Origin of the sequence: Pseudarthrobacter sp. AG30, assembly GCF_003116525.1 — a bacterium.
GTDB lineage: Bacteria > Actinomycetota > Actinomycetes > Actinomycetales > Micrococcaceae > Arthrobacter.
The window spans coordinates 18,488-37,464 of record NZ_QEHL01000020.1 but is presented as its reverse complement, the minus strand read 5'-3'; the positions used below and the strand labels follow the sequence as shown (position 1 = coordinate 37,464).

The window sequence follows — 18,977 nt, the reverse complement described above, 5'->3', positions numbered from 1 at the left end:
AGCGTCGCTTCGAGACGTTCCCCTCCCATCGAAAGAGACAGGCATATGAGCCAGGACCTGGATACCCAGCAGTTGCTGGAACCCGCGGCACCCGCCGGGGCCGCCGTCGTCGGACATCCTCCGGCGACCACGACGGCGGGCAACACCGCCGCCCTCAACGCCACCAAGGAAAGCCTGGAAGACTACACGCTCCGGTTCGCGCCGCGTTCCTATCGCAAGTGGAGCGCCGGGGTGGTGGCCACCAGCGCGCTGGGCGGCATCGCGTATCTTGCAGACTTCTCGATCGGCGCCAACATCGGCATTTCCTACGGAACGGTCAACGCGATCCTGGGGATTGTGGTGGCCGCCGTCGTCATCTTCGCCACCGGATTCCCGCTGGCCTACTACGCTGCCCGCTACAACATCGACCTGGACCTGATCACCCGTGGCTCCGGTTTCGGCTACTACGGGTCCGTGGTCACCAACGTCATCTTCGCTACGTTCACCTTCATTTTCTTCGCGCTGGAAGGCTCCATCATGGCCCAAGGCCTGGAGTTGGGGCTCGGAATTCCGCAGTGGATGGGCTACGCCGCGTCCACCATCATCATCATTCCGCTGGTCATTTACGGGATGAACACCCTTGCCAAGCTGCAGGTGTGGACCACTCCGCTCTGGCTGCTCCTGATGGTGGTGCCGGTGGGATACTTGCTCTTCTCCCACCCCGAGAGCATCGACAGCTTCTTTGCGTACACCGGCGCGTCCGGGGACGGCGGCCCCAACCTGGCGTCCGTCATGCTTGCCGCCGGGGTGTGCCTGTCGCTGATGGCGCAGATCGCTGAACAGATCGACTACCTCCGGTTCATGCCGCCGCGTACGGACGCCAACAGGGGAGCCTGGTGGCGAGCTGTCATCCTGGCCGGTCCGGGCTGGGTGATCTTCGGTGCCATCAAGCAAATCGTTGGGCTGTTCATTGCCATCTACCTGATCGCCACGCTGGACCCTGCCGCTTCGGCAACGGCCAACGAGCCGGTTCACCAGTTCCTGGGCGTCTACCAGGAAATGATGCCGGCCTGGCTGGCCATGACCCTTGCGGTGGTGCTGGTGGTCATCTCCCAGATCAAGATCAACGTGACCAACGCCTACTCAGGCTCGCTGGCGTGGACCAACTCTTTCACCCGGATCACCAAGACCTACCCGGGCCGGATGGTGTTCGTGGTGGTGAACCTGCTGATCGCCCTTGTCCTGATGGAAGCGAACATGTTCGATTTCCTCAACACCATCCTCGGGTTCTACGCCAACTGCGCCATGGCCTGGGTGGTCACGGTGGCGTCCGATATCGCTATCAACAAGTACCTGCTCAAGATCTCGCCCAAGGTGCCGGAGTTCCGCCGCGGCATGCTGTACGCCGTGAACCCGGTGGGATTCGTGTCCATGCTGGTGTCAGCCGGTGTTTCGATCGCTGTCTTCTTCGGGGCGTTCGGGGCCGCCATCCAGCCGTACTCGCCGATCTTCGCCGTGGGCCTGGCGCTGGTCCTTCCTCCGGTCCTCGCGGTGCTCACCCGGGGGAGGTACTACCTGCGGCGCACGGATGACGGCATTGAGCTCCCCATGTTCGACGCCGACGGCAACCCCAGCGACGCCAAGCTCCTCTGCCACGTGACCGGGATGGAATTCGAACGGCCGGACATGGTGCGCTCAGCGCAAGACGCCCCCGACGGCGGACCGCAGTACGTTTCGTCGCTCGCCTTGTCCACCGACAAGACAGGCGAACTGGTGCTGCCGGCCGCGAAATAGCAGTTCATTCTTTTCTTAGGAAGGAAGCCGGTGCGGTATGGCGCCGGCTTCCTTTATGACTTTTCCGTGCTGCGGGCTGGTGGTAGAACCGAGGACGTTGGCCTGTGGATAAGTCTTAGCGCCACATTGTGACCTGGGCTACCCTTAAGTCACTGTTCGGAGCAAGCCGTCTTGAAACTACTGGGGGAATAGCGGCCCATGACACTACAGAAGCCTTTTACGTCGCGCATTTTTTGGTCCCGTCCGCAGCGGTCCACCGCGGGGGCCCTTGTGATTGCGGGCTCGCTCCTGCTGGCCGGTTGCGCGGGCTCATCACCCGCAGATCCAGGCACAACCTCGCCGGCTGCATCGGAGAGCGCCACGCCAAGCGCCGCGGCCACCCCAACCCCGACGCCCAGCGCCGTCTACAAGCCGGCCGACGCATCCGGCCCCGCACAGAACGTCCCGGTCCCCGTGCTTCCTGACGTTGCGAAGACGGAGACGAAGGAAGGGCTCGAGGCGTTTGCTAAGTACTGGTTCGATCTGCTGAATTCCGCCTATCAGACCGGGGACGTTTCCGGATTGCAGTCAGTCACGGACCGAAACTGCGAATACTGCTCGAAACTCACCGCTTCTCTAACCACCAACTATCAAGGCGGTCGATGGTTGGCTGGCGGAAAAATCACTACCCCGGCCATCACTACATCTTTTGAGAGGTCTAGCGACGGCAACTTCCAGGTCATATTGCAGGTGTTGCAGTCTCCAATTAGCTACTACGAGACTGGCGGCAAGGAATTCAGAGCCGCGAGCAATGGGTCGAATACCGGCAACGTACTATTAGCCAATTACGTGGATGGCGCTTGGCGCGTCAACGACCTGCACCCGATACGCTGATGCTCAAGTCAGGGCCGCGAAGTCTTGTAGTTTTACTGGCAATTTTGTTTTGCGCCATCTGCGCGCCGGTCTCTCCCGTATTTGCGGACGATGGTCTTGAAGCTGACTTTGGTGAAGTAGGCATTGATATTGACGGTTGGACTATGGATCCAGCAACCGGTCACATGGTTCCGCCTGAACCCGGCGCCGTTGTTTCTGACCCCAACGAGTACAAATACGAGCTGCAGTGCCACCTTGGCGGCGGAGACTTCGACACGCCCTGCCTTGGCCGACAGCTCGACTGCAAGGACAGGGAAGACGGCGCCAAGGGTATTCCGGTCATGTGGCTCTCGCGGCCACGCGGTGTTCCCGGTGCGGTCTGGGCACACCACTCAGGCCCCACCTGCCTTTACGATGCCAAACCGGAGGATCTCCTGCCACGGATCGCTGCGGACATTCAACGGCAATTCCAGAACCTGCCTGTGAATGCGGGCAGCGTCGTGGCCCAGCCCAGCCCCAATACTCTGCGTGGCGCCGAAACCAATTTCTACGCGGAGGCCGTCGAGCAGCAGTTCGACATCACCATGTTCGGCCAGCAGGTCCATGTCGTGGCAACACCCGTCCAGTACACCTGGAACTACGGTGACGGGACTGTGTTCGGCCCCCAGCCGTCTATGGGCGGTCCCCTCCCGCAGGACCGGTGGGGAGAAAAGACGCGGACCAGCCACGCCTACGCCGCAACCGGGGATTTCCAGGTGGTGCTGACGACGTCCTTCCAAGGCACGTACTCGGTGAATTCCGGTCCACCACTGCCCATCCCGGGCCAAGGCCAGTTCAGCGCCCCGCCGCAAGGCATCAGCGTCTGGCGTTCGCTCACCCGCAACTACGCCAACGACTGCAACGCCAACCCCCAAGGCCAAGGTTGCCCAGGTGCCGTGACACCGCGCTGAGCCCGCTCCCGGATCCGAACGCCCAAAGTCCAAGAATGTGATCCCGGTCCCAGAAGGAATAGTTGCACGCGCCCTACAGTTGGCATGAACAGTACGTCTCCAGCCTTCGAAAGGAACTGCGCATGCTGTTTTCCCCCCTCACCCTCGGCGAACTCGAACTTCCCAACCGCCTGGTGATGGCGCCCCTGACCCGCCTCCGTGCAGGCGAAAAGGGCGTCCCGGGCCCGCTCCTGGCGGAACACTACCGCCAGCGCGCTTCCCTGGGCCTCATCGTCAGCGAGGGCACCTACCCCACTCCCGCCGGCCAGGCATACCCCGGCCAGCCCGGAATCGTCACCGAGGAACAGGTCGCCGGCTGGAAGAAGGTAACGGATGCCGTCCACGCCGAGGGCGGCCACATGTTCGCCCAGATCATGCACGGCGGACGGGTTTCCCATTCGGACATCACCGGGGGCCTGGAAATCGTCGCCCCCAGCGCGGTGGCCATTGACGGCGTCGTCCGCACTCCCGAAGGCAAGAAGCCGTACCCTGTGCCGCACGCGCTGACCACCGACGAACTCCCCATGGTCATCCAGGAATTCGTCAACGCCTCACTGAACGCCATCGAGGCAGGCTTCGACGGCGTGGAACTGCACTCGGCCAACGGCTACCTCCTGCACGAATTCCTGGCCCCCAACTCCAACGTCCGCACTGACAGCTATGGCGGATCACCGGAGAACCGTGCCCGCTTCGTCATCGAAACCGTCAACGCCGTGGTGGCAGCCCTCGGCGCCAACCGGGTGGGCCTGCGCATTTCCCCCGAGCACAACGTCCAGGGCATCTCCGAAACGGATGCAGCGGATGTCCGTGACACCTATGAGGTCCTGGTGGACAGCATCGCGCCGCTCAACCTGGCGTACCTGAGCATCCTGCACCACGAGCCCACCGGCGAACTGGTCCAGGACCTCCGCGAACGCTTCGGCGGCCCCTTCCTGGTCAACACCGGCTTCAGCGTGATCACCACGAAAGAAGAAGCCGTGACCCTGGTGGCCGACGGCCACGCGGACGCCGTGGTGGTGGGACGCCCGGCCATCGCCAACCCGGACCTGGCCCGCCGCTGGAAGGAAAGCCTTCCGCTGAACGAGCCGGACCCGTCCACCTTCTACGCAGAAGGCGCCACCGGCTACACGGACTACCCGGTGTACCAGGGCTAGGCATTTCCCCGGCCAACCCAAATCAAACGACGACGGCGGCACCCAGCGTGGGTGCCGCCGTCGTTGGCTGTCAGGGGTGCTGGTCCCGGGCAGCAGTGCCGCGAGGCCATCCGACGGCCTCCGGCTGAGAATTTATGTGGCCCGCCGGACTCCCTCGGAAGCCGGCGGTGATCAGATGATACTCCAACGAATGGACTCCTGCCAGAGCCACTTTGTGAGTCGGCATCCGGCTCACATCACGGCCTCACGGCCAGTGCTCCCGCATCAGCAGCCTGCCGTCCTCAATGGAGACCAGCACGCTTTTGGGCCTGCCGCTGACCTTGGTGATGGCCTTGAGCCCGCGGTTGGTGACTTCAACTCCCACCTGGGCACCCTTGGCCGGAAGCTCCACCGAAACTTCAGAGGCGATGCCCAGCAACGGATTGGTGGAAACATCCATGTCCCTGCGCACAACTTTGCCGTTGACCGTCACGGTGATGTTGGCTTCTTCAAACCCCTCCTGAAACACGACAAGCAGTTCCCGCATGGTGGCCTCTTCCTCGAGCATGGGTGCCAGTGACTGCAAGACCACTACAGCACTTTGCGGGCCCGAGTGGAATACTCGCTTTCGCTGGCGCTTGCCGGTCATTGCCGGCCGCGGTGGAGCCATGCGGGCCGGTAGGGCAAGATGTTCTGGTGACCCAACAGCCTGTGCCTTCCCCCGCTTCCACCTCCTCAGCCGTGACCGCCGAGGACCCCATCTACGGCCAGATCGCCGATGAACTGGGGGTCAAGGCCTGGCAGGTGAAGGCGGCGGTAGGACTGCTCGACGCCGGGTCAACCGTCCCCTTCATCGCCAGGTACCGCAAGGAAGCCACGGGGACGCTCGACGACACCAAACTCCGCGACCTCGACGAACGCCTCCGCTACCTCCGCGAACTCGAGGACCGGCGTCGAACAGTGCTTGAAGCGGTTGAGGCGCAAGGCCAGCTGACGCCGGAACTCCGCAGGGCGATCCTGGCGGCGGACACCAAGTCCAGGCTGGAGGACATCTACCTGCCGTTCAAGTCCAAGCGACGCACCAAGGCCCAGATTGCCCGGGAAGCCGGACTGGAACCGCTCGCGGACGCGCTGCTGAAGCGCCCGGACCTCCACCCTGGACGGGAGGCCGCAAAGTACCTCAACAGTGAGCACTCCATTGGCGATGCCGCCGCCGCGCTCGCCGGCGCCAGGGCCATCCTGGTGGAGCGGGTGGCCCAGGATCCAGACCTTGCCGCCACCCTGCGGGACCGGCTGTGGAGCCAGGGCCGGATGGTATCCCGCGTCAAGAAGGGCAAGGAAAACGAGGGCCAGAAGTTCTCTGACTACTTCGAATTTGCGCAGGCCCCGGACCGGATGCCGTCCCACCGGGTGCTGGCGCTGCTTCGCGGCGAGAAAGACGGCATCCTGGACCTGGATCTCACCGAAGCCGACCCCTCCGACGACGCCGCGCTGACCGCCGCCCGGGCACGCTACGAGTCCGCGGTGGCCAGGTTCCTCGGCGTCGCCGACCGTGGCCGTCCCGCCGACGCCTGGTTGCTGCAGACCGCCCAGGTGGCATGGCGTTCGCGCGTCCTTGCCCGGCTCACCGCCGACCTCCGGGGCCGGATGTTCGCCGCAGCGGAGGACGAAGCGGTGCGGGTGTTCGCCGCCAACCTGCGCGACGTCCTCCTGGCCGCCCCCGCAGGGAACCGAGCCACCCTGGGACTGGACCCCGGGCTGCGGACCGGAGTGAAAGTCGCCGTCGTGGACGGTACCGGCAAAGTCGTCGCCACGGACACGGTGTACCCGCACGCGCCAGCGCGAAAATGGGACGAAGCCCTAACCACCCTGATGCACTTGGCCCGCCGGCACTCGGTCGAACTCGTGGCGGTCGGCAACGGGACCGCGTCGCGGGAGACGGACAAGCTCGCCGCGGAACTGATCAAGCTGCTGCCGGACGTGGACCGAAAGCCACAAAAGCTCGTCGTGTCGGAAGCCGGCGCCTCGGTCTACTCAGCGTCGGCGCTCGCCGCCGCCGAACTCCCGGGGATGGACGTTTCGCTCCGCGGCGCCGTGTCCATTGCCCGGCGCCTGCAGGATCCACTCGCCGAACTCGTCAAGATCGATCCCAAGTCCATCGGCGTGGGCCAGTACCAGCATGACGTGACAGCGTCCAAGCTGGACCGTAGCCTTGACGCCGTGGTGGAGGACTGCGTGAACGCCGTGGGCGTGGACGTCAACACAGCTTCACCCGCGCTGTTGAGCCGGGTGGCCGGCGTCGGACCGTTGCTGAGTGAAAACATCGTGGCGTACCGCAACGAACACGGGCCCTTCTCCAAGCGGACCGACCTGAAGAAGGTCCCACGGCTGGGCGCCAAGGCGTTCGAGCAATGCGCCGGCTTCCTCCGGATCACCGGGGGAGCGGAACCGCTTGACGCCTCGAGCGTGCACCCGGAATCGTATGCCGTGGCGAGGAAGATTCTGGTGGCCGCCGGGTCGGCGCCCGCGACATCCCTGGACCCCCGGAACTTCGTCGACGATTCCTTCGGGCTCCCCACGGTCAAGGACATCCTGGCCGAGCTGGATAAACCCGGCCGGGACCCACGCCCCGCCTTCGCCGCAGCCACCTTCTCGGAGGGGATCGAGAAGATCTCGGACCTCAAGCCCGGCATGGTCCTGGAGGGGACGGTGACCAACGTTGCGGCGTTCGGGGCGTTCGTGGACGTGGGAGTGCACCAGGACGGACTGGTTCACGTTTCGGCCTTGGCCAACCGGTTCGTCTCCGACCCCCGCGAGGTGGTCAAGTCCGGGCAAGTGGTGCGCGTCAAAGTCTTGGAGGCTGATCCGGAACGGAAGCGGATTTCGCTGACCCTAAGGCTCGACGACGAACCGGCCGGCGGCGGGGCAGCTTCGGGGCGGCGCGGCCCGGGCGCCGGTAAGACGGAGCGGACTGGAAAGCCTGAGCGCGGCGGAAAACCTGACCGCGGCGAGCGTGGTGGCCGCCCCGACCGCCAACAGCCAAAGCAAACGGCCGGAGCGCCCGGCTCTGTCCGGTCGGCTCCCAAACCCCAGCCCGGCAGCAATACGGCCATGGCCGAGGCGCTCCGGAAAGCCGGCCTGGCTTAGCAGCCTTGCGGTGAGCCCGGACACGCTGTTATCCGGGCCCACCGATCATGCGCGGCCGTCCGAACCTGGTCCGGACTCCCGGCGAATAGAGCACTGAATCCGGCGGTCCGTCAACAGTGATCCCGGCAGCTCCAATCAGTCCATCGGTTAGCTGCCGCACCTCCGCGTGGAAGAGCGGCCACGCCTGGTGGGTGTTCGGCACGTAGGCGGTCCGGCCCAAAAAGCAGCCGTGCATCCCGAACCTCGCGGTCAGGAAGACAGACAGGGAATCAGTGGCCGGCTCCCGGAGCTTGGGGACGACCACGAAGTCGCTCCGTGCTCCCGTGCTGCCAAACCGGCGCACGGTGTAGCCGACTGGAAATTCATCAGTGGACCCGGCAGCGTCTCCGCCGGGATGCTGTGGTCGGCTCCTGGCGTCCGGAAAGGGCGGACGTTGCCGGATACGCGACCAGACGTAGGGGATGCCAGCCGCCCGTGTGGCCAGGACCACCGGCAGCCGGTTCGCATCCAGGCTCAGGAACACCACTCCGCGGGTCCCGTCCGGCTCACGGGAGTACAGCCGGACGTTCACCTCGTTGAAGCTGCCCAAGTACGGAACGCCTGGGCCGCGCCCAAGCCCCGCCTGCTCCATGCGAAAGCCGATCAAACCCACCCAGGAACTGCCGTCGAACACGTCCGGCCGGATTCCCTCAGGCATGAACGCCGCTGCCTCCGCCTCCGGGATACGCCAGTGAAGGAAAACGGCCTCAAGCCAGCGTTGGTCGGAGAACACCGGCGCAGGAAGTTCCGGAGGCCGCGGCCACACTCCTGCCGCACTTGCACTTCCGGTCACAGTCAATCGACTCCTTCGCTGGGCACGGCTGCCGACCCTCCTAGTTCAAGGGACGGGTGTCTTCGGGAAGCTGTCCGCCGGCGAGCAACGCGGCCGCGGTGTCGGCCAGTGCGGTCAGTGCCACGCGCTGTGTCCACGGACCGTAGGAGATGCGGGCAACGCCCAGTTCCTGCAGCCGGGCCGGGGGAAGGGACCCGGGGACGTTGATGACGGAGACCTTGTTCCAGCCAATACCCTCGACCAACGCGGTGACGGTAGGCTCATCAAGCAGCCCGGGCACGAAGACTGTTGTGGCACCCACGTCCAGGAAGGCCCTGCCGCGGGCGATGGCGTCCGCGAGCACCTCGCCGGGGTCCCGGTCCTTGCCCTTGAGGAAGGCGTCGGTCCTGGCGTTAAGGACGAAATCGATCCCTTCCGTTGACGCGGCGTGCACCACTGCTGACATTTGGTTGACCGCATCCGCCAGCGGCCTCATCTGGTCCTCGATGTTTGCCCCGACGATGCCGACGCCGATGGCCTTGCGGGTGGTCTCCCCGGGGTTGCCGTAGCCGGACTCCAGATCGGCACTGACGGGAAGATGCGAGGCGGCGGCGATGCGGCCAACGGCGGCGATCATCTCGTCGACGGGAATGTTCTCGCCGTCTTCGTAGCCCAGCGAGGCCGCGATGGAGTGGCTTGCCGTGGCGAGGGCGGTGGTGCCCGGGACGTCCGTGATGACTTTGGCGGTGATGGCATCCCACACGTTGACCACTTGAAGGATCTCAGGGGCCTGATGGAGTCGGAGCAGTTCGGACGCTTTGGTGCGAAGAGTTTCAGCCATGGCTGAAGCCTAACGGACGTTGCAAGGGTAACGGCGGGGCGTAGCGCAAACCTGTATTCCCAGGCGCGGATTAGCCCCTGCCAGGGATGGGCCCGACGGCGCGGCCTCAGGCGCCCTTATCCGGCAGGGGCGGAGGCTCCGGGGTGGGCTGCCGCCGGGTCCTTTTGCCAAGGCCAGCGACCCGTGATCTCAAGCTCCAGGGAAAAGCTGAGGAAGGTCCTGATCAGCACAATGACGGCCAACACCCCGACGCTTTCGAACGTCGGAGTGACCGCGACAGTGCGGATGATGTCCGCAGCGACCAGTAATTCAAGGCCCAGGAGGATCGAACGGCCCAGCGACTGGCGGTAGGAGCGGTAGAAGCTCAGTCTCTTCGCCCCGGCCGGGACCTGCCGCGGCTGGTAACCGCGGATCGCCAGCGGGAGGGACACCAAGGCCCCAATCACCATGACCGCAACCCCTGCAAAATCGACCAGCTGGCCGGTGGCTTCAATGATCTGCCTGAATTCCATTCCCTGCCTTACTTAGAGCCTGGCATGTGCCGCCCGACGTGGAACCGACTGGGGCACGGGGCCGGGCTACGGATGGCGGCTGCCGTTCCCTGCGATGACGTCCCTGTACCCTTCCCGGAAGGTGGGAAACGTGAAGTTGAACCCGGTGCTTCGGAGCAAGTCGTTCCGGCAGCGCTTGTTGCCGCCGCGGGCGGGACCAGCATCGCCCGCCTGGGGTTCGGGCAGCCCGAGTTCGGACGCCAGGAAACGCAGTACGGCACCCAGATCGGCCGGTTCGTCGTCCACGCCGATGTAAACCGGAGCAGGGACATCCGCCATGGTGGCCAGGTGCACGATCGCCGCCGCGGCGTCATCCCGGTGGATCCTGTTGGTGTAGCGCACATCGTCCGGAATGACGGCGGAGCCGCTCCGCACCTGGTCGATCAGCCTGGTCCGGCCGGGTCCGTAGATGCCACCCAGCCTGAGGGCCGTGGTGGCGCTCCTGCCGGAAAGCCGGCCGTGCAGGAGCTCCTCGGCCTCAAGCAGCACCTTCCCGGAGAAACCACCCGGGTTCGGCTCCGTGGCCTCATCCACCCAGCCGCCCGCTGCGTCCCCGTACACCGCCGTGGAAGACACAAAGAGGACGCGTTCCGGTGTCACGCCGTCCCGCTCCAGCGCATCCAGCACATGTGCCACGCCGCGTACATACGCAGCACGGTATGCCTCCTCTGAGGGGGCATCAGCCGCAACGGCGATGACGACGGCGGTGGTGTCCGCCGGGATCGGCGGCAGGTCTGCGGATCCCAAGTCTGCCGCGGCTCCCTCGATGGCTGCCGGCAGTTTTTCGGGGGACCGCCGCCACCCTATGACCCTGTGGCCAAGGGCGGCGAACCGCAGGCCCGCCTCGGTGCCCAGGTCGCCGCACCCTGCCAGCAAAACAGTCATGGCTACGGGGCCTCGACCGGAAAGAACACCCGGGGGTCCTGCAGCAGGGCGGGGTAGGCGAATGCCGAACGGTCCATGATCTCCAAAACCTCGAAAGTCCTGCCAAAGCGGCCGTCATCGAGGTTGATCGGACGGCCCACTACCTGGCCGAGCGCGAACTTTGCCCCGTGTTCCAGCGGGACAGCGACGGGCGTCTTCCCTGGGAGGGTGCGGAATGCCTCCTCCTGCGCCTGCCGTTTGCGGGTGGGCTTCTTCACCTGGGGCCTGGGCGGCGCCTTCTTCGGGGCGCGGGACGGACGTCGGGAACCGTCGTCAACATAGACCGGGGCGTAACCATCGTCCCCGGCTGACGCCGCTGCGGAGGCGTTCCGGTTCACCGGCGGAAGTGCCACCGTGGTGAGCGACTGCGGGTCGACGTCGTCGTGAGGGTCGCGGAGGATCCACAACAGGTCTCCGTCCGGCTCCTGCGGCAGGAATTCGTGCCGCGGCTCCGGCCAGACGTAGTCCATTGCCGGAATGGCGTCCGGGAAAACGGAGGCGTAGAACTTGGGTTCCTTGTGCACCAGCTTGGACCGGTGGCTCAGGTGGAAGTCGGGCTCCCCGAGCCACGGCGGCATGATGATCTTGGCGGCGTAGTCCGGGTGGGCTGCCTGCGGCGCGAACTCGGCGATGTTGGCCCGTGTGTTATCCGGGTGGCCCCGTTCCATCCACTCGTCCACCATCGCGAGCCCATACATGGTGAGGGCAGGAACGTGGCCCATCCACATCCGGATCGCCGGGTGGGTCTGCCAGCCGTATTCGGGGATCACCAGGGCACGGAGGGTTTGCAGCGCTTCAACCCGCTGCTTGCCCAGCCGCGCGGTGTCCAGGGCTGCGGCGCTTTGGCGGAAGTCAGGGTACGGGAGGAAAGTTTGCATCCATTCAGTCTGACGGCAGCCGGCGGAAGTGCCAATTGCTGTGCCGGCGGCCACATCCCCTGGCCGGCCCGTGGCGCGGTCTCCGCCACCAAGCTTGTCCAGATATTGGACGCATACATACGGCTCCCAGGATAAACCACTAAGATCTCGGCAACCACCCCAGCGTTTTGGAAGCTCACTCATGACATCTACACCTGAAAAGTCCACAGCCGCCGCCCGCCCGGCGCTGCCCCGCTACGGACAGATGCTCGGCCCCGAAGCCCAGGGCATCCTGGTCCTCGACGAGTTCACCATCGATCCCGCAGCCGCCCGGAAGGACCAACACCGTTTCCGCGACGGCATGGCCGCCGTCGCCCGGACCGTCCGCCGGATAGCCGCCCTGCGCGTGGTGATCGCGCTGGTCGCCATCGGAAACCTGCCCCTGTTCCTGCTCTCGAGCGGATGGTGGATCTACGCCGTCTCGCTCACCCTCGTCGTCGCGGTACACAGCGCCGTGACACTGCTGAACCGGCACGAGCCCCGGCTCAAGCAGCGCTCCGCGCTGGAACTGCACATGCATCGCGAACGCAGCGCCAACTACCGCAAGGTTCGCGACGCCGTGAAGTACATGATCGACACCCCCAGCCGCATGAACGAGCACCTCTACCTGGAACTGCTGGCCGTCAAGCGGGTGGCATTGAACCTGGCGCACGGAACGGTAGCGCTGTTGGATACCAGCGACGACTCCGCCTGGAAGGTGCGGATCGTCCGCGAACTGCCCGCCGCCTGACTGACCGGCGCGTCCCCGCCGCGGCAGCGGACACCGGCTTAAAAAAACGACGCCGGCACACCCCTTGTGGGGGCGTGCCGGCGTCGTCTTTGGTCAACGGAATTTGTCTATCGCCGACCTGTCTGTGGCGCCTTGGGAGGCGGTGCGGCCAAGGCCGCTGCCGTTACGCGGGGAGCTGGATGACCTGTCCTTCGAACACCAGGTTCGGATCGGAAATGGTATCCAGGTTGGCGTCGGCAAGGTGCTGCCAGCCGCCCTGGATCCCCAGCTTCTGGGCAACGATGCTCAGGGTGTCGCCGGCCTGCAGGGTGTAGGTTTCACCGCTGAGCGGAACGGACGTTGCGTGCCGCGGTGCCTGCTGCACAGGTGCGCTCTGCACCTGCGTGGCCTGCTTGACCGGGGCGCTCTGGACGGGCGCGCTCTGCACCGGTGCACCGCCCCCGCCGCTCAGGCCGAGCTGCGACGCGCAGGAGGGCCATGCGCCCCAGCCCTGGGAAGCCTGGACCCTTTCGGCCACCGCGATCTGCTGTTCGCGGCTGGCGTCCGCCGGCGAGCCGGTGCCGCCGTAGGCAGCCCACGTGCTCGAGGTGAACTGCAAACCGCCGGAGAAGCCGTTGCCGGTGTTGGTGGACCAGTTGCCACCGCTCTCGCACTGGGCCAGCGAGTCCCAGGTGGAGGTGGGGGTTGCCGCGTTTGCGGCGGTGGCGGAGAGGGCCAGGCCTGCCGCTGAGACGGCGGCAAGGGTGATTCCACGGCGTGCGGCAGTACGGAATTTGGTGTTGTTCATGATGTGATGCTCCCGAGGGCCACCAGCGCTGGTTCCGTCCCCGGAGATCGTCGCGCTACTGCCCACCCCTGACAAATAGAGGTCAACGTCGGTGGCTGCCGCTGGGCAGTTCTGGTGGAGGCAGCACCGGGCAATCAAAAAGCCCGCCAAACGGGCATGCATTTCACGCTAAGACATAGCCTTGGCGTTATCAAATCGGGACCGGGCCGGGTGTTGGCTGGCAGTTTCCTGGCCGAGTGCGGTTGCCAGGTAGGGAGCGGTCCGGCTTTCCACGGACTGCGCGACAGCCGCAGGTGTGCCCGCGGCCATGATGCTGCCGCCTTTGTCCCCTCCGGACGGCCCAAGATCAATGACCCAGTCAGCACCGGCCACAACGGCCATATCGTGTTCAACCACCACCACGGAGTTTCCGGCGTCCACCAGGCCGTGGAGCTGTGCCATCAGCAGCTGCACGTCCGCAGGGTGCAGCCCGGTGGTGGGCTCATCGAGCAGGTAGAGGGTGTGTCCGCGCTGCGCCCGCTGCAGTTCTGTGGCGAGCTTGATCCGCTGCGCCTCGCCGCCGGAAAGCTCCGTGGCGGGCTGTCCCAGCCGCAGGTAGCCCAAGCCGACGTCGCGCAGGCTGGTAAGGCTCCTCGCCGCGGCAGGAACGTCCGCCAGGAACTCGGAGGCGGCGTCCACGGTCATGGCCGGGACCTGGGCCACGTTCTGGCCGTGATATTCCACCTCAAGGGTTTCGGGGTTGTAGCGGGACCCGCCGCACTCCGGGCATGGGCCGTAGCTGCCGGGCAGGAACAGCAGTTCCACCGCCACGAACCCCTCGCCCTGGCAGGTCTCGCAGCGTCCGCCGGCCACGTTGAAGGAGAACCGCCCGGCGCCGTAGCCGCGGGCCTTGGCTTCGTCCGTGGCGGCGAAGACTTTCCGGACCGCGTCGAAGAGTCCGGTGTAGGTGGCCAGGTTGGAACGCGGGGTCCGTCCGATCGGTTTCTGGTCAACTTTTACCAGCCGGTCGATGTGTTCCAGTCCGGACACCGGGCCGACGCTGAGCGGGGCGCTGAGCTCCCCTTCGTCCACTCCGCCGTCGGCTGCGCCCGTGGAAACGGCGCCCGGCCCGTCGGGACGCAGCCAGCCGCCTGCCACCTCGGCCAGGACCTGGCTGACAAGCGTGGATTTGCCGGACCCGGAGACGCCTGTGACAGCGGTCAGGACACCCAGGGGGAACTCAGCGTCGAGGCCTTGCAGGTTGTGGCGGCTGATGTCCCGCAGCTCCAGCCAGCCTGCCGGTTCGCGGTCACGGCCCGGGGCGTCGTCGTCTGCTTCCTGACCGGAGAGATCCGGGAACAGGTACGGCCTGGTGACCGAATCCTCCACTCCGGCCAGCCCGTCCACCGGACCGCTGTAGAGCACCTCGCCGCCGCCCTCGCCGGCGCGCGGACCCACGTCCACCAGCCAATCGGCGTGGCGGACAACGTCCATGTTGTGCTCCACCACGAACACCGAATTGCCGGAAGATTTCAGTTGCTCCAGCACCTCCAAAAGGGGCTCTGCATCGGCAGGATGGAGCCCTGCAGAGGGCTCATCGAGCACATAGACCACGCCGAACAGCCCGGAGCGCAGCTGGGTGGCGATCCGCAGCCGCTGCATCTCGCCGGGGGAGAGCGTGGGCGTGGAGCGGCCCAGGGCCAGGTAGCCCAGCCCCAGGTCCAGCAAAACGGTGACGCGCTGGAGCAGGTCGCGGGTGATGGCGACGGCCACCTCGTTGGTTTCGCCGGAAGACTGCTTCCTGGACGCCGTCCCGGCTGAGGCCAGCTCGGTGGTGGGGCGGATGATGCCCGCCAGCTCTGTCAGTGGTACCGCGTTGAGCTCGGCGATCGTCCGCCCCGCGAACGTCACTGCCAAGGCCTCAGGCCGCAGGCCGCTGCCACCGCACAGGGGGCACGGACCGGATTCCATGTATGCAAGCACGCGTTCGCGCATGGACGCGCTCTGCGAATCGGCCAGGGTGTGGAGGACGTAGCTCCTGGCGCTCCAGAACCGGCCCTTGTACGGTTTGGCCACGCGGTCGCGCTGCGGAGTGACTTCCACCACCGGCTGCTCCTCCGTAAAGAGGATCCAGTCCCGGTGCTTCTTGGGCAGCTTCCGCCAGGGAATGTCGACGTCGTAGCCCAGGTGGGTGAGGATATCCCGCAGGTTCTTTCCCTGCCAGGCGCCGGGCCACGCGGCGATGGCACCCTCGCGGATGCTCAGCGACGGGTCCGGGACCAGCGAGGCTTCGGTGACGGTGTGCGCCACACCCAGGCCGTGGCACTCCCTGCAGGCACCCGCGGCCGTATTGGGGGAGAAGGCATCCGAGTCCAGCTGTGGGCTGCCCTCCGGGTAGGTGCCGGCGCGCGAGAAGAGCATCCGCACCGAGTTGGAGAGCGTAGTGACGGTCCCCACCGTGGACCTGCTGCTGGGGACGCCGCGGCGTTGCTGGAGTGCGACGGCGGGCGGCAACCCGCTGATCAGCTCCACCTTGGGGTTGTGGCCCTGCTGGATGAGGCGGCGGGCATACGGGGCGACGGATTCGAAGTAGCGCCGCTGCGCCTCGGCGTAGATGGTGCCAAACGCCAGGGACGACTTGCCCGAGCCCGAGACGCCGGTGAACGCCACGATCGCGTCACGGGGGACATCCACGTCGACGTTCCGGAGGTTGTTCTCGCGAGCTCCCCGGACCCGGACAAACCCGTCCGCGGCGGGGCTGGGAGCCGGGTCCTGCAGGTCATCAGTGTGCTTGGCGTTCTGCATTGGTTTGACTCTAGTGGTGATTCGGCCGCCGGGCATTATCCTGTCCGGATGGAAACCTACGCCGGCGGCAGCACCATGCCCGAATCCGAAGCGGTCCCCGCGGAACCCGCGGTCCCCACCAAGCCCCTCCCGGTGGCCGAACTGCACCTGCATATCGAAGGTACGCTTCAGCCCGAGCTCATCTTTGCCCTGGCCGAGCGCAACGGCATTGTCCTGCCTTACTCCGGGTTGGAAGAACTCCGCGAAAAGTACGAGTTCACGGACCTGCAGTCATTCCTGGACCTCTACTACGCCAACATGGCCGTGCTGCGTACCGAGCAGGACTTCGCGGACATGACCCGTGCCTACCTTGAGCGGGCGGCCGCCGCCGGCGTCCGGCACGCCGAAATCATGATGGACCCTCAGGCACACCTGTCCCGCGGCGTCCCGCTGGAAGCATGCGTCAACGGCGTGGCCTCGGTCCTGGCCACGTCCCGGGAGGACTACGGCATCTCCACCATGCTCATTGCCGCTTTCCTCCGGGACCTTCCGGAAGACTCGGCGTTGGAAGTCCTGGAGCGGCTGCTGGCCATGGACGCTCCCATCGGAGCCATCGGCCTGGACTCGGCCGAGGTCGGAAACCCGCCTTCCAAGTTCGAGCGGCTTTATGCAAAGGCCCGCGCGGCCGGCCTCCGGCTGACGGCGCACGCAGGGGAGGAAGGCCCGGCGTCGTACATCATTGAGGCCCTGGACCTCCTGGGCGTGGAACGCATCGACCACGGTATCCGCTGCATGGATGACGCCGACCTGGTGGAGCGCCTAGTTGATGCCCGGGTTCCCCTCACCGTCTGCCCACTGTCCAACGTGCGGTTGAGGGCAGTGGACACGCTCGCTGACCATCCCTTGCCCGCCATGCTGGCCGCGGGCCTGAACGTCTCGGTCAATTCGGACGATCCTGCGTACTTCGGCGGTTACGTGGATGACAACTTCGCCCAACTGACCGCGGTGTTTGAGCTGTCCGACTTTGACAGGGCCCGCCTGGCGGCGAATTCCATCCACTCTTCCTTCGCCTCGGAGGAGCGGAAAGCTGAGCTGCTGGAGGAATTGAACAGCCGGGAAGCCACCGCCTGAGCACCCGCTGTGCCGCGGGCAACAGTGCGGCTCCCGGGCCGGTAAACTGGGAGCCGCAGGCGTGTCTGGGGAGTGCAAGGCAGCACCCATGTCAGCGCTTGAGGGTTATGCAGCCGGCCCTTACCCGAGACCTCCGTCTCACTTGCGGGACTATCCGCTTCATAGTCGGTCACGACACGCAGAGTTAACCAATTAAAGTCGCGCGATTTAATAGGCAGTTGGCAAGATGCCTAAGACCGATCGCTTTTATATAAGGGGAATCATGGCCAAGTCCACCGCAGAAAACACCTATCTTCGTCTCAAGACCGTCCTGGATGTCCTGACCGAAGGCGTGTGGTCCGGCGATGCACTGAATGCTGGCCAGGTCCTGGCGGAAGCAACGGCCCGCGTGCCTTTCAACGAGCACGAAGCCGAACTCCTCAGCGGCGGAATTCCCCGCGGCCACAAGACCCTTACCTCGGCGACCGCCAAACTGGTCAAGGCCGGCTGGCTGGTCAAGGGCCGTACCGGCTGGACCATCACCGAGGACGGGATGCGCGCCACGGTTGCCTTCCCTGACGCGGTTTCCTTCGCGTCAGCGCTCGACGCCGGCACGCCCGTCCCTGCCGACACGCCGGTCCCCACCGCTCCCGAAGGCTTTGTCCGCCCGGTCTCCGCAGCTGCTTCCGTCCTGGAAGTTCCCGCCAAGGATGACGCCAAAGCGGCGAAGAAGGCTCCTGCCAGAAAAGCGCCGGCCAAGAAGGCGGCCGCCGCTGTGGGCAAGGCCGCCAAGGCCATCGAAGACGCCGTGGAACCTGTGGTGAAGGCTGTCCGGAAGAAGGCGCCGGCGAAGGCCAAGGCCGAAACCGCGGTGCCCGCAACCGAATCGTTCGAGGGTCCGGATGTCGAAACCCACCCGCAGCCGGAGGCCGTGGCACTGGCCGGCGACTTCAACACCATCCTGGGCGCACCGGAGAACTGGGCGCCGCAGTACGACGAAGCGCAGATGGAGTTCGACTTCCTGGACCAGCTCTGGAAGAAGAGCGCCGAGCTTCCTGCCGGTTACTACACCTTCAAGATCGCCCTGAACCGCTCGTGGGACGAAAACTATGGTGCTTTCGGTGCGTTTGACGGCCCCAACCACGAACTGCACCACGCCGGCGGCACGGTGACCATCCGCTACAACCACGCCACCCGCGACATCACCATCAACTAGCCGGTATCTCCTCCCGGCCCTGGCAGGAAGCCGCGCCTTCAGTGCGTTAGGTGCCGCGGCCGGGAGGAAGTTGGCCGGTCCCGAGGAGGAACACCATGGGCAGGCACGCAGGGACACCGAAGGACGGTTCGGCTGGGGATGCCGTGCGGCTGGATGCCCAGGTGCTCGGCATGGTCCAAGGTGTGGGCTTCCGGTACTGGACCATGGCCAAAGCGGAGGAACTGGGATTGTCCGGTGAGGTGGCCAACCGCGACGACGGATCGGTGTCAGTCGTGGCCGAAGGACCCGAGCCCAAGGTCCGGCAGCTCCTGGAGTGGCTCAACTCCGGCAGCACCCCGGGCCGGGTGGAACGGGTGGACGGGTCAACGTCCCGGGCCGGGGGACACTTCCCCGGTTTCCGGGCGCACTGACCGCCCCGTCCCAAGCTTGCGCC

General features: G+C 65.8%; 17 protein-coding genes. 9 read left to right on the top strand and 8 right to left on the bottom strand.

Features of this window, described 5'->3' with window-relative positions; translation table 11 throughout:
* Positions 1-45 precede the first annotated feature (45 nt).
* The 4 genes from DC347_RS17245 to DC347_RS17230 all read left to right on the top strand — a co-directional run bounded on the left by DC347_RS17245 (position 46) and on the right by DC347_RS17230 (position 4,768).
* A complete protein-coding gene (locus DC347_RS17245) occupies positions 46-1,773 on the top strand; it encodes a cytosine permease (protein ID WP_018762225.1) in 1,728 nt (575 codons plus the stop codon).
* Positions 1,774-1,971: 198 nt separating this feature from the next.
* Positions 1,972-2,646 carry a DUF6318 family protein gene (locus DC347_RS21545; RefSeq protein WP_133247103.1) on the top strand — a complete coding sequence of 225 codons (675 nt, stop codon included), beginning with the start codon at positions 1,972-1,974 and terminating at the stop codon, positions 2,644-2,646.
* A gap of 143 nt (positions 2,647-2,789) precedes the next feature.
* Positions 2,790-3,575, top strand: coding sequence for a PKD domain-containing protein (locus tag DC347_RS21980; RefSeq protein WP_240617835.1), 786 nt, complete (start codon positions 2,790-2,792; stop codon positions 3,573-3,575).
* A 122-nt stretch (positions 3,576-3,697) separates the two neighbouring features.
* Positions 3,698-4,768: an alkene reductase gene (locus tag DC347_RS17230; RefSeq protein WP_109863813.1), complete on the top strand. Its 1,071-nt coding sequence runs from the start codon at positions 3,698-3,700 to the stop codon at positions 4,766-4,768.
* A 244-nt stretch (positions 4,769-5,012) separates the two neighbouring features.
* Here DC347_RS17230 and DC347_RS17225 read toward each other — a convergent pair whose 3' ends face one another.
* The gene (locus DC347_RS17225) at positions 5,013-5,339 is read right to left on the bottom strand and encodes a hypothetical protein (RefSeq protein ID WP_240617834.1); all 327 of its coding nucleotides are present in this window, start codon (positions 5,337-5,339) and stop codon (positions 5,013-5,015) included.
* A gap of 104 nt (positions 5,340-5,443) precedes the next feature.
* Between DC347_RS17225 and DC347_RS17220 the strand changes: the two genes are divergently transcribed.
* Positions 5,444-7,894 carry a Tex family protein gene (locus DC347_RS17220; RefSeq protein WP_109863812.1) on the top strand — a complete coding sequence of 817 codons (2,451 nt, stop codon included), beginning with the start codon at positions 5,444-5,446 and terminating at the stop codon, positions 7,892-7,894.
* A 28-nt stretch (positions 7,895-7,922) separates the two neighbouring features.
* On the opposite strand, the gene DC347_RS17215 is transcribed toward DC347_RS17220, so the two are convergent.
* From DC347_RS17215 to DC347_RS17195, 5 genes are all read right to left on the bottom strand, one after another.
* Positions 7,923-8,726, bottom strand: a complete 804-nt coding sequence (locus DC347_RS17215; protein ID WP_240617833.1) for a YqjF family protein — start codon at positions 8,724-8,726, stop codon at positions 7,923-7,925.
* Between the two features lie 40 nt (positions 8,727-8,766).
* Positions 8,767-9,546 carry an isocitrate lyase/phosphoenolpyruvate mutase family protein gene (locus tag DC347_RS17210; RefSeq protein ID WP_109863810.1) on the bottom strand — a complete coding sequence of 260 codons (780 nt, stop codon included), beginning with the start codon at positions 9,544-9,546 and terminating at the stop codon, positions 8,767-8,769.
* Between the two features lie 116 nt (positions 9,547-9,662).
* The gene (locus DC347_RS17205; protein ID WP_018762233.1) at positions 9,663-10,058 is read right to left on the bottom strand and encodes a DUF1622 domain-containing protein; all 396 of its coding nucleotides are present in this window, start codon (positions 10,056-10,058) and stop codon (positions 9,663-9,665) included.
* Between the two features lie 66 nt (positions 10,059-10,124).
* The gene (locus DC347_RS17200; protein ID WP_109863809.1) at positions 10,125-10,982 is read right to left on the bottom strand and encodes an SDR family oxidoreductase; all 858 of its coding nucleotides are present in this window, start codon (positions 10,980-10,982) and stop codon (positions 10,125-10,127) included.
* A 2-nt stretch (positions 10,983-10,984) separates the two neighbouring features.
* Positions 10,985-11,899, bottom strand: a complete 915-nt coding sequence (locus tag DC347_RS17195; RefSeq protein ID WP_018762235.1) for an MSMEG_6728 family protein — start codon at positions 11,897-11,899, stop codon at positions 10,985-10,987.
* A gap of 181 nt (positions 11,900-12,080) precedes the next feature.
* Here DC347_RS17195 and DC347_RS17190 point away from each other — a divergent pair, with 181 nt between their 5' ends.
* Positions 12,081-12,668 carry a hypothetical protein gene (locus tag DC347_RS17190; protein ID WP_018762236.1) on the top strand — a complete coding sequence of 196 codons (588 nt, stop codon included), beginning with the start codon at positions 12,081-12,083 and terminating at the stop codon, positions 12,666-12,668.
* 163 nt (positions 12,669-12,831) lie between these two features.
* Here DC347_RS17190 and DC347_RS17185 read toward each other — a convergent pair whose 3' ends face one another.
* Positions 12,832-13,455 carry a transglycosylase family protein gene (locus DC347_RS17185; protein WP_018762237.1) on the bottom strand — a complete coding sequence of 208 codons (624 nt, stop codon included), beginning with the start codon at positions 13,453-13,455 and terminating at the stop codon, positions 12,832-12,834.
* Between the two features lie 168 nt (positions 13,456-13,623).
* Positions 13,624-16,239 (bottom strand): excinuclease ABC subunit UvrA, encoded by a 2,616-nt coding sequence (locus DC347_RS17180; protein WP_109863808.1) that lies wholly within the window; start codon positions 16,237-16,239, stop codon positions 13,624-13,626.
* 48 nt (positions 16,240-16,287) lie between these two features.
* Between DC347_RS17180 and DC347_RS17175 the strand changes: the two genes are divergently transcribed.
* The 3 genes from DC347_RS17175 (at position 16,288) to DC347_RS17165 (ending at position 18,954) form a co-directional block, all read left to right on the top strand.
* Entirely contained in the window at positions 16,288-17,349 is a 1,062-nt protein-coding gene (locus DC347_RS17175; protein ID WP_206073956.1) for an adenosine deaminase, read from the top strand.
* Positions 17,350-17,611: 262 nt separating this feature from the next.
* Complete coding sequence (locus DC347_RS17170; protein ID WP_109863807.1) at positions 17,612-18,544, top strand: glycosidase; 933 nt, start codon at positions 17,612-17,614, stop codon at positions 18,542-18,544.
* Positions 18,545-18,639: 95 nt separating this feature from the next.
* Complete coding sequence (locus DC347_RS17165; RefSeq protein ID WP_109863806.1) at positions 18,640-18,954, top strand: acylphosphatase; 315 nt, start codon at positions 18,640-18,642, stop codon at positions 18,952-18,954.
* Positions 18,955-18,977: the final 23 nt, after the last annotated feature.

What these genes read in the sequence shown, in the direction of transcription:
- DC347_RS17245 (WP_018762225.1), top strand. Translation starts at nt 46, where the DNA reads ATGAGCCAGGACCTGGATACCCAGCAGTTGCTGGAACCCGCGGCACCC.
- DC347_RS17210 (WP_109863810.1), bottom strand. Translation starts at nt 9,546, where the DNA reads ATGGCTGAAACTCTTCGCACCAAAGCGTCCGAACTGCTCCGACTCCAT.
- DC347_RS17200 (WP_109863809.1), bottom strand. Translation starts at nt 10,982, where the DNA reads ATGACTGTTTTGCTGGCAGGGTGCGGCGACCTGGGCACCGAGGCGGGC.
- DC347_RS17170 (WP_109863807.1), top strand. Translation starts at nt 17,612, where the DNA reads ATGGCCAAGTCCACCGCAGAAAACACCTATCTTCGTCTCAAGACCGTC.
- DC347_RS21545 (WP_133247103.1), top strand. Translation starts at nt 1,972, where the DNA reads ATGACACTACAGAAGCCTTTTACGTCGCGCATTTTTTGGTCCCGTCCG.
- DC347_RS17165 (WP_109863806.1), top strand. Translation starts at nt 18,640, where the DNA reads ATGGGCAGGCACGCAGGGACACCGAAGGACGGTTCGGCTGGGGATGCC.
- DC347_RS17185 (WP_018762237.1), bottom strand. Translation starts at nt 13,455, where the DNA reads ATGAACAACACCAAATTCCGTACTGCCGCACGCCGTGGAATCACCCTT.
- DC347_RS17175 (WP_206073956.1), top strand. Translation starts at nt 16,288, where the DNA reads ATGGAAACCTACGCCGGCGGCAGCACCATGCCCGAATCCGAAGCGGTC.
- DC347_RS17180 (WP_109863808.1), bottom strand. Translation starts at nt 16,239, where the DNA reads ATGCAGAACGCCAAGCACACTGATGACCTGCAGGACCCGGCTCCCAGC.
- DC347_RS17195 (WP_018762235.1), bottom strand. Translation starts at nt 11,899, where the DNA reads ATGCAAACTTTCCTCCCGTACCCTGACTTCCGCCAAAGCGCCGCAGCC.
- DC347_RS17230 (WP_109863813.1), top strand. Translation starts at nt 3,698, where the DNA reads ATGCTGTTTTCCCCCCTCACCCTCGGCGAACTCGAACTTCCCAACCGC.
- DC347_RS17205 (WP_018762233.1), bottom strand. Translation starts at nt 10,058, where the DNA reads ATGGAATTCAGGCAGATCATTGAAGCCACCGGCCAGCTGGTCGATTTT.
- DC347_RS17190 (WP_018762236.1), top strand. Translation starts at nt 12,081, where the DNA reads ATGACATCTACACCTGAAAAGTCCACAGCCGCCGCCCGCCCGGCGCTG.
- DC347_RS21980 (WP_240617835.1), top strand. Translation starts at nt 2,790, where the DNA reads ATGGATCCAGCAACCGGTCACATGGTTCCGCCTGAACCCGGCGCCGTT.